9 protein-coding genes are annotated in these 8945 nt (G+C 66.9%); 3 read left to right on the forward strand and 6 right to left on the reverse strand.

What is annotated here, in order from left to right; translation table 11 throughout:
- Positions 1 to 77: 77 nt before the first annotated feature.
- From ACCD11_RS19070 to ACCD11_RS19080, 3 genes are read right to left on the reverse strand one after another with little or no spacing between them, the layout of a single operon-like run.
- The gene (locus ACCD11_RS19070; protein WP_413315052.1) at positions 78 to 401 is read right to left on the reverse strand and encodes a 2Fe-2S iron-sulfur cluster-binding protein; all 324 of its coding nucleotides are present in this window, start codon (positions 399 to 401) and stop codon (positions 78 to 80) included.
- Positions 402 to 412: 11 nt separating this feature from the next.
- Positions 413 to 1858: a glutamine synthetase family protein gene (locus tag ACCD11_RS19075; RefSeq protein WP_413315053.1), complete on the reverse strand. Its 1446-nt coding sequence runs from the start codon at positions 1856 to 1858 to the stop codon at positions 413 to 415.
- A 9-nt stretch (positions 1859 to 1867) separates the two neighbouring features.
- Positions 1868 to 3202, reverse strand: a complete 1335-nt coding sequence (locus tag ACCD11_RS19080) for a Rieske 2Fe-2S domain-containing protein (RefSeq protein WP_413315054.1) — start codon at positions 3200 to 3202, stop codon at positions 1868 to 1870.
- 262 nt (positions 3203 to 3464) lie between these two features.
- On the opposite strand from ACCD11_RS19080, the gene ACCD11_RS19085 reads away from it, so the two are divergent.
- On the forward strand, positions 3465 to 4199 hold the full coding sequence (locus ACCD11_RS19085; protein ID WP_413315055.1) for a GntR family transcriptional regulator: 735 nt from the start codon (positions 3465 to 3467) through the stop codon (positions 4197 to 4199).
- A gap of 87 nt (positions 4200 to 4286) precedes the next feature.
- Here ACCD11_RS19085 and ACCD11_RS19090 read toward each other — a convergent pair whose 3' ends face one another.
- Positions 4287 to 5786, reverse strand: a complete 1500-nt coding sequence (locus ACCD11_RS19090) for an amidase (protein WP_413315056.1) — start codon at positions 5784 to 5786, stop codon at positions 4287 to 4289.
- A gap of 105 nt (positions 5787 to 5891) precedes the next feature.
- Positions 5892 to 6698, reverse strand: a complete 807-nt coding sequence (locus ACCD11_RS19095; RefSeq protein WP_413315057.1) for a metallophosphoesterase — start codon at positions 6696 to 6698, stop codon at positions 5892 to 5894.
- Positions 6699 to 6778: 80 nt separating this feature from the next.
- On the opposite strand from ACCD11_RS19095, the gene ACCD11_RS19100 reads away from it, so the two are divergent.
- Positions 6779 to 6997 carry a hypothetical protein gene (locus tag ACCD11_RS19100; RefSeq protein WP_042674327.1) on the forward strand — a complete coding sequence of 73 codons (219 nt, stop codon included), beginning with the start codon at positions 6779 to 6781 and terminating at the stop codon, positions 6995 to 6997.
- A gap of 9 nt (positions 6998 to 7006) precedes the next feature.
- On the opposite strand, the gene ACCD11_RS19105 is transcribed toward ACCD11_RS19100, so the two are convergent.
- Positions 7007 to 7987, reverse strand: a complete 981-nt coding sequence (locus ACCD11_RS19105) for a LysR family transcriptional regulator (RefSeq protein WP_413315058.1) — start codon at positions 7985 to 7987, stop codon at positions 7007 to 7009.
- A gap of 123 nt (positions 7988 to 8110) precedes the next feature.
- Here ACCD11_RS19105 and ACCD11_RS19110 point away from each other — a divergent pair, with 123 nt between their 5' ends.
- Positions 8111 to 8653, forward strand: a complete 543-nt coding sequence (locus tag ACCD11_RS19110) for a hypothetical protein (RefSeq protein ID WP_007838266.1) — start codon at positions 8111 to 8113, stop codon at positions 8651 to 8653.
- Positions 8654 to 8945 lie beyond the last annotated feature (292 nt).

The raw sequence follows: 8945 nt of genomic DNA on the forward strand, positions 1-8945 counted from the left end.
GGAATGGATGCGGCCGCTCGGGCGCCGCTGTCGTGTAACCGGATGTGCAAAGCGGGCGATGATGCCCGAGCCGCGCTTCAGATCTGGGTATCGGGCACGCGCACCGTGAGGCCATCGAAGGCCGTGGTGATGTTGAGCTGGCAGCTCAGGCGCGAGCCAGGCTTGCGCTCGGAGGCGACGGCGTCGAGCAGCGCGCTCTCCATGTCGTCGGGCGGCGGCAGCAGGTCGATGAAGGCGTCGTCCACGTAGACGTGGCAGGTGGCGCAGGAGCAGCAGCCGCCGCACTCGGCGTCGATGCCGCGCACGTTGCCGCGAATGGCGGTCTCCATCACGCTGGCGCCGACCTTGGCGTCGACCGCGCGCGTGGCGCCGTCCTTGAGGATGTAGTGGATCGTGGGCATGGGTCTCGGGGCTAGAACATGTCGAAATACTCTCGGTGCTCCCATTCCGAGACCTCGAGGTTGAAGCGGGCGATCTCCGCTTCCTTGATGTGGCAGAGGTAGTCGACGAAGGTCTTGCCCATCTGCGCGTTGAGCATTTCGTCGCGGCGCAGGCAGGCCAGCGCCTCGCCCAACGAGCGCGGCAGTTGTTCGGCCGGCGTTTCGTAAGGCGCGTCGGCCGAAGGGCCGGGGTCGGTCTTGTGGTGGATGCCGTCCAGGCCCGAGAACAGCTGCGACGCAAGGTACAGGTACGGATTGGCCGTCGGCTCGCCCACGCGGTTCTCGATGCGCGAGGCGTTCTGCCCCACGCCGCCGAGCACGCGAAGCATCGCGCCGCGGTTGTCGCGTGCCCAGATCGCACGGTCGGGCGCGAGCGAGAAGGGGCGGTAGCGCCGGTAGCCGTTGATGGTGGGGCACGCCAGCGCCGCCGCGCCGCAGGCGTGCGCCTTCAGGCCCCCGAGGTAGTGCATGCCGATTTCGCTCAGGGTCTGGCCCTCGGCCTGCGGCATGAACGCGTTCACACCGTCGCTCTTGCGGCGCAGCGACTGGTGCAGGTGCCAGCCGCTGGACATCACGTTCGGGATCTTCGGGCGGCACATGAAGGTGGCATGCAGGCCGGCGCGCTGGCAGATCTGCTTGATGGCGCTGCGCAGCAGCACCATGGTGTCGGCGGGCATCACGCCGGCGGTGGGGCCGAAGGTCAACTCGAACTGGCTCGGGCCGAACTCGATCTCGAGCGAACGCAGCGGCAGGCCGAGCGCGATGAGGTTCGAGCGCAGCAGCTCCATCAGCGTGTCGACGCGGTCGTAGCGCAGCTCGGTGAGGTACTGGTGCCCGTGCGACAGCAGCGACACGCGCGGCGGCTCGCCCGGCTGGCCCGAATCGGCCAGGCCCATGCGTGCGTCGTCCAGCTTGAAGACGTGGAACTCGACCTCGAGGCCGGCGATGAAATCGAGCCCCAGCGTGTCGAGCTGGCGCACCGCGCGCTGCAGGATCTGCCGCGTCGCGAAGGGGCAGGGCGTGCCGTCGGCCATGTAGGCGTCGCACATCACCCAGCCGGTGCGCGGCGACCACGGCAGGATCTTGAAGGTGGCGGGGTCGGCCACGATGGTGAAGTCCGCGCCGCCCTGCAGGCCTTCGATGGCGAAGCCGCCGCCTTGCGTGAACACCGGAAACACGGTCTTGTGCGAGGTGTCCTTGGCCAGCAGCGTGGAGGTGAGGTTCACGCCTTCCCATAGCGCCGAGCGCGCCTCGGCGGCAACGAGCGTCTTGCCGCGCAGGATGCCGTGCTGGTCGGGCCAGGCGAAGCGGACGAGGTCGACCTCGCCGCTGTCGATGCGGCGCACCAGTTCCCTGGCTTGCGCGTGCTGGTCGTCGGACCAGAGACCGAAGCGGTCGACGAATGTGTGGCTGGTCATGGCGCGTGCTCAGGCAGCGAGCCGTGCGGAGGCCCAGTCGGACTTCAGGCGGCGCGCGCGGTCGGCGTCCTGCCAGTAGGCCTCGGTGGCGGCTTCGTCGCTGACGTTGCGGCCGATGCCGTCGATGGAGGGCGGCCCGGTCATCGCGCTGGCCTGTGCCGCGTCGATGAGCATCGGCGCGCTCTCGCCGGCCAGCGTGGCCTCGATGGCCTTCACCAGCACGCGGCGGTAGGCAATGATGCCCTTGTCGGTGCTGCCCAGGTGCTCGCGCGTGCGGTCCTGGATGGCGCCTTGCGACTCCACCGCCCACTGGTCGTGCACGTTGATGTCGTCGCCCATGCCGGTGTAGGTTTCGGTGAGCTGCTCGTCGATGCTGTAGCCGTAGTTGTTGCGCTTGTTCTTGCGCGAGGTGTAGTCGGGCAGCTCGTAGAGCTTCAGGCGCTGGTCGCGCATCTGCTGCTTGTCGACCGGGCCGGTGAAGCTGGTGAAGATGGCGTACCAGTAGCAGTGCGTGTCGTCCACGGGCACGTGCCATTGCGAGATGGTCATCTCGGCGCTCATCGGGATCACGAAGGCCTGCGGGAACACCACGTTGGTCACGCGCACGTGGGTGGTGTCTTCGGAGAGCTTGCGCAGAGCCTTGAGGCGCAAGCCGTAGTCGGTGGGCTCGACGCTGATGTCGGGCCGGTCGTACTCGCGCAGCACCTTGGTGATGGGCATGTCGGAGTCGGCCGAGGCGCTGCGGAACTGCTTGCCGTAGCTCCCGGAGGTGTCCTCGTCCTCGAAGAAGCGGTGCAGGTACGAGGCGTGTGCCGGGTCGATGCCCACTTCGAGCGCCTGCAGCCAGTTGCACTCGAACAGGCCCTTGAAGGCGAAGGTGTGGCTGTCGGGCGCGACGAAGCAGTCGAACTCGGGAAAGGCGGGGGGCTCACCCTCGCCTATGTAGGCGAAGACCACGCCGCTCTTCTCGACCACCGGATAGGCCGACTGCTTGATGCGGCTGCACAGCTTGCTGGTGGCGGGCTCGGCCGGGGTCTCGAGGCAGTTGCCCTTCGCGTCGAACAGCCAGCCGTGGAAGGCGCAGCGCAGGCCGCCGTTCTCGAGGCGGCCGAAGGCGAGGTCGGCGCCGCGGTGCGGGCAGTCGCGGTCGAGCATGCCGAGCTGGCCGTTCTCGTCACGGAACAGGACGAAGTCCTGCCCCATGAGCTTCACCGGCTTGACGGGGCGCGGGCCCGCCAGTTCGTCGGCCAGGGCCACCGGCTGCCAGTAGCGGCGCAGCAGCTTGCCGGCGGGGGCGCCGGGTCCGACGCGGGTGAGAAAAACGTTCTGCTCTGCGCTGATCATCGTGCGGGCTCCATCGTGGGGACTGTGGAAAGAGGCTTGCATTCATTGCATGCAACTGTATGCATTGTCTTGGTGATCCTCGATCCTGGTCAAACTTTCATCTGCGATTCAGCCCCAATCTGGGGTTTGCAAAGGTAAAAATCAGGGTAAATGCTGAGCATATCGTCGGTTTTTGACACTCACCTCTGGTCTATGCATGCAACATCCGAGCCAGGATAAATATGCTGCGTGCAATGGCGGGCGTGTCTCCTAGAATTCGTCGATGGACTCCCAACAATCCCGCGTGCTCGTGCAACTGCGCGACATGATCCTCAAGGGCGAATTCGGGCCCGGAGAGCGGCTGGCCGAGATCCCGCTGGCCGAGAAGCTCGAAGCCTCGCGCACCCCAGTGCGGCTGGCACTGGCCAGCCTGGAGCACGAAGGGCTGATCGAGCAGTCGCCCTCGGGCGGCTACCAGATGCGGCGCTTCACCTCGCAGGAAGTGGCCGACGCCATTCGCGTGCGCGGCGTGATCGAAGGCTTCGCGGCGCGCCTGCTGGCCGAGGACGGTGCCCCGCGCCAGCTGCTGCGCGACCTGAAGGATTGCCTGGAAGCCGGCGACCGCGCGGTGAACAAGCCCAGCATGGAGATCGACGACTACGCGGCCTACGTCGAGATGAACGACCGCTTCCACAAGCTGATCGTCGACGGATGCGGCAACCTCGCGCTCAAGCGCGTGATGGACATGCTGGGCGGCCAGCCTTTCGCCGCGCCGAGCGCCATGCTGCCAATGCAGTCGTCCATGGAAGAGGGCCAGCAGTGGATGCGTCAGGCGCACCGCACGCACCACGCGATGGTGCAGGCCATCGAGCGCGGCCAGGGCTCGCGGGCGCAGGCGCTGGGCGAAGAGCACGTCGAGATCGCGCGCATGAACCTCGACTACGCGCTGGAGCGGCCGGAGCTGGCGGCCGAGCTGATGCCCGGCATTCGCCTGGTGTCCAAGGGCCGCGGCGCCTGAGCGGGCAGGGGCTGTTTCGCCGATTCGTCGGCATCCGCTGCGCCTGCCAGGACTCGCGAAGAGGCCGTCGCGCAGGCGGGTGCCGTATCAGCTGCTGAGAGCGCGCCGCGGCGTCACCACGGCTTCCACCGCCGCGCCGACCGCGAGCAGCCGGTGGTCGGTGTTGCCGATGCCGGCCACCATCAGCCCGACCGGCGCCGTGCCGACGTCGTGGCAAGGTACCGAGAGCGCGCAGCCGTCGAACAGATTCACCACGGAGGGGTTGCGCAGCATGCGGGCATTGATACGGTAGTAGGTGTCGTCGTCCTTCAGCACGTCGGCGATCGGTGGTGCGATGTCGGGCGTGGTGGGCATCAGCATGGCGTCGTAGCCGGCGGCCGCCGTGTTGATCGAGCGGATGAACTGGCGGCGCAGCGCCTGCAGCTGCAGGTAGTCGGGCGCGGTGATGGTTTCGCCTGTCTTGATGCGGGCGAGCACGCGCGGGTCGTACTTTGCGGCGGCGCTCTTGATGAAATCGCGGTGCCAGGCGAAGGCCTCGGCGGCGGTGATCATGCCGCGCGGGTTGATGGTCGGCGCCTTCGCGAACTCGGCCATGGGCAGTTCGGTGACCGTGGCGCCGGCGGCCGAGAGCTTGGCCAGCGCCGACGCGAAGGCCGCGGCCACGGGCGGCGACAGGTCGTCCTGGAAAAAGGTCTTGGGCACCGCGAAACGCAGGCCGCGCAGCGGCAGCACGCGCAGTGGGCGCGGCAGTTCGGCGGCCAGCACGGAGTCGAGCAGGGCGCAATCTTCCACCGTCCAGGCCATCGGTCCGGCCGAGTCGAAGGAGGTCGACAACGGCATCACGCCGTCCAGCGGAATGCGCCGCTGTGTCGGCTTGAAGCCCACGAGCCCGTTGAGGGCGGCCGGAATGCGCAGCGAGCCGCCCGTGTCGGTGCCGATGGCGCCGGCTGCCATGCCGTCGGCCACCGAGATCGCGCCGCCCGAAGTCGAGCCGCCCGGGATGCGGCCGGTCGCGCGGTCGTAGACGTTCTTCGGTGTGCCGTAGTTCGGGTTGATGCCGAGGCCGGTGTAGGCGAACTCGACTGTATTGGTGCGCCCGATGATGATCGCGCCGGCGCGCCGCAGCCGCTCGACCACGAGGGCATCGCGCGCGGCCGGCGGCTGGCCGGCCAGCACTGTCGAGCCGCCGAGCGTGGTGATGCCGGTTTCGTCGAACAGGTCCTTGAGCGAGATCGGGATGCCGGCGATCGGCGAAGCGGCCGCGCGGCCGTTCTTGCGTTCGGTGTCGAGCTGCGCCGCAGCGGCGCGGGCCGAGTCGGCGTGCACGCGTATGAAGGTTCGAGCGCCTTCGCCGGCCGGGTTCTGGATGGCGGCCAGCGCTTCCTCCACCAGTTGGCTGCTGCTGAGGGAGCCGGCGGCGAGGCGGCGTGACATCTCGGCCATCGACAACTGACCCATGGCCTTGCCCGCGCCTTCGCCCGGACCCTGGGCGAAAGCCCGGGGCCAGACACCCAGCAGGCCGGTGGCAGCGGCGGCGCCCGCGGTCTGTTTCAGGAAAGTGCGTCGTTGTTCTTGCTGTTGCGTCATGGCGCTCTCCTCCATCGGTGAGATGGGCTCGGATCAGTCTACACAGCGGCAGTGGCGCGTACGTTGCCGGCCGTTACCGTGTTACAGCGCGTGCCGATGTTCTTTTCAGCGCACGTCGATCAGCAGGTGGGGTCTGAAGCCCTCCTGCTCGCCATTTCGCGCGTAGCCCAGCGGATTGGCTACCACGCGGCAACCATTCTTCACATAGTCGGAAGGGCAATGCAGATGACCGTGCAGCCACAGCTTGGCGTGGGGCAGCAGTTCGTCCAGCGCATTGCAGAAACCGGCCGTGCCGGGCGTCAGGCCGTAGCGCGGGTCGCCGCTCTCGAGACTGGGTGCGAAGTGGGTGATGGCCACCGTGGTGCCGTCGAAAGGCTCGGCCAGCGCCTCGGTGAGCCAGGCCTGGCAGGCCAGCGCCTGGTCCCGCAGCTGGGGGGCGAGGAAGAGTTCGCCGTTACGCATGGTGGCCGCTTTTTCAAGGTAGAAATCGGCCGCGCGCATCGCCTTGCCGCGTTTCTTGAGCGCCTCGGCCAGGCTGTCGGCGGGTTCGGCCAGCGCGTCGAAATCAGCCCACAGCGTCGTGCCGACAAAGCGGATGCCGTCGATCACCCGCGTTTCGCGCTCCAGCCAGAGGATGTCGAGCTCCTCGCAGAGTGCGCGCAGGCGGCCGTGGGTCTCGTCGAAATCGAGGTTGTCGTATTCATGGTTGCCTGGCACATAGACCACCGGCACCGGCCAGCCGTTGCGGGGCGAAAATCGGCCCAGGCCGAAGTCGGCATCGGTCAGGCGGGAGCCCTGCTGGTAGGAGCCGATGTCGCCCGCAAGGATCAGCATGTCGGCACCCGGCACGGGCTCGGCATGGAAGCGGGGATGGGACTCCAGGTGCAGGTCGGAGAGCAGTTGAAGCTTCATCGTCGGGGCAGTCTAGGTGAATTGCCCCATGCATGAAGCGCATAAGGCTTGGCTTGAATTACTAGGGATAACCCTTATTCTTGAACCATCAACCACTCCAGCGCCGCCACGAGCCGCGCACCGTCATGTTCAGCCTCATTGCCCAAGTGGCCCGTTTCTTCCGTTCCACCGCTGCCAACGCCCCGGCCAGCCATGCCGCCGCGCTGATGGAAAGCGCCGACATGCGCGCCGGCCGTGGAGCCCACCACGCGCAGGAACTGCGCGCCGCCGCCTCGGCCTGGCTCAGCGTCGTTCGCTGATCTCTCCGGTCAGCCGGGCACCTTCTGCCCAAGGACCGACCCGGCGAAAGCCGCGGCTGCCGAGCGCAACAACGCCGTTCGCAGCCATTCGTGCGCATGCCCGTGCTGGGCGCGCCGGTGCCAGATGGCATCCACATGCACCGGCGGCTGGTCGAAGGGCAGGTCGCGCAGCACCAACTGGTCGTCGATGCCGGTCACGGTCACGAAGTGGCGCGGCAGCACTGTCAGCAGGTCAGAGTTGGCGACCACCCGTCCCGCCGTGAAGAACTGGTTCACCGTCACCACGATGCGCCGCTCACGGCCCAGGGCGCCCAGCGTCTGGTCGATGAAGCCGTATGGCCGCCCCGAAAAACTCACCAGCAGGTGCCGCGCCGCGCAATAGTCGTCGAGCGTAAGGGGCGCATTGGCCAGGGGGTGCCCGCGCCGCATCACGCATACATACTGGCCCAGGTAGAGCCGCTGGGTTTCAAACGCGACCCCCACGCCGGACTGCCCGCGCGCCGCGAGGCTCGCGATCACTGCCGGGAAATAGCCGACGGCCACATCCACCTCTTCCAGTTCCAGCATGCGGCGGGGGTCGCGCGTGGTCAGCGGGAGCACGCGCAGCGAGATGGCAGGCGCCTCCTTTTCGGCGATCTGTACCAGTCCGGGGACCAGTTCGGCCGCGGTGGCATCGGCCATCGCTAATAGGAAGGTGGTGTCGGCAACCCCTGCATCGAACTCGCCGGGAGCCAGCGTGTGCTGCAGCTGGCGCAAAGCGTCGCGCACTGTCGGCCACAGCGCCAGCGCGCGCGGCGTGGGTTCGACGCCGGCGCCGGAGCGGCGCACTAGCTCGTCTCCCAGCACTTCGCGCAGGCGCCTCAGTGCGTTGCTCACCGCCGGTTGCGTGATCGAGAGGTTGCGGGCGGCGCGCGTGAGGTTGCGCTCCGCCATCACCTCGTCGAAGACGCGAAGCAGGTTGAGGTCGAGCGTGCGAAAGTTGACATCCATCAATCCTGTGAATGATAAACATCAGAAAGATAAAGTTGATGCACACTAGGGTAAGCCCTAATATCACTGCATCGGCCTTGTTCGCCACCACTGATTACCACACTGTCCCAGGAGGGATGCATCATGACCAGCTTCGTTCACGTTGACCAACCTACTGTCCACCCCGGCGTGCGTCGCGCCGAAGTCATGTTCGGCCAGATCCAGGCCGCCCGCGCCGGCGTCAACGGCGCCCGCCCGCTCGTCGCGCTGCTGATCGTCGCCATCGCGGCGGCGGTGCTGGTGGTGACCGACTCCCTCGTTTCCAATTGGAACGAAGGCGGCCTGCTCGCTGTCTGGGCCGTGTTCTGCCTCACTGCCATTGCCTTGTTCGCGCTGTTCGCAGGCTCGGTGCGCCAGAGCAGCATCGCTGGTGCCTGGCGCGCTGCCGCCGAACGCCGCGCCGCTGCCCGTGCCGACGCCCGCTTCCTGGAAACTGCCCAGAACGACCCGCGCATCATGCAAGAGCTGCAGGCTGCGATGTGGCGCCAGCAATCGGAAGGCACAGTGCCCGCCGCCGAAGCTGCCAAGATTGACGCACTGGCCCGCACCAGCGCCCGCTCTCAGCAAGTGCGCATGCCCACGCTGTATGAAGCGATGCGCCGCATGAACAGCTCGCGCTATTACTAAGCAGCAACCTGCTGAATACGAAAGCCGCTCTTGAGCGGCTTTTTTCTTGTCTGTATGGAGAGAGGTGGACTCGTTCACCTGAAGGGGAGGAAGCCCTCGATGACTTTCGGAAGGCTTCTTTGAAGGCCGAGCGAAAAAATCCTCGAAGGTTGACGATGCTGGCAAAAACGATGCATAATCGAAGGCTGCGCTGACAACGCCTTCGGGTGTTATGAGCAAGCAGTCCTCCCAGGGGTTCTGCTTGCGAGTCGGCAAAGAAAGTCTTCAAAAAGTTTGACTGGTCTTAAAAAAC

This window comes from Variovorax sp. Varisp36, assembly GCF_047304235.1.
Taxonomy (GTDB): Bacteria; Pseudomonadota; Gammaproteobacteria; order Burkholderiales; family Burkholderiaceae_C; genus Variovorax.

Coding starts and splice junctions, on each gene's coding strand:
- ACCD11_RS19070 (WP_413315052.1), bottom strand. CDS start 401: ATGCCCACGATCCACTACATCCTCAAGGACGGCGCCACGCGCGCGGTC.
- ACCD11_RS19075 (WP_413315053.1), bottom strand. CDS start 1,858: ATGACCAGCCACACATTCGTCGACCGCTTCGGTCTCTGGTCCGACGAC.
- ACCD11_RS19080 (WP_413315054.1), bottom strand. CDS start 3,202: ATGATCAGCGCAGAGCAGAACGTTTTTCTCACCCGCGTCGGACCCGGC.
- ACCD11_RS19085 (WP_413315055.1), top strand. CDS start 3,465: ATGGACTCCCAACAATCCCGCGTGCTCGTGCAACTGCGCGACATGATC.
- ACCD11_RS19090 (WP_413315056.1), bottom strand. CDS start 5,786: ATGACGCAACAGCAAGAACAACGACGCACTTTCCTGAAACAGACCGCG.
- ACCD11_RS19095 (WP_413315057.1), bottom strand. CDS start 6,698: ATGAAGCTTCAACTGCTCTCCGACCTGCACCTGGAGTCCCATCCCCGC.
- ACCD11_RS19105 (WP_413315058.1), bottom strand. CDS start 7,987: ATGGATGTCAACTTTCGCACGCTCGACCTCAACCTGCTTCGCGTCTTC.
- ACCD11_RS19110 (WP_007838266.1), top strand. CDS start 8,111: ATGACCAGCTTCGTTCACGTTGACCAACCTACTGTCCACCCCGGCGTG.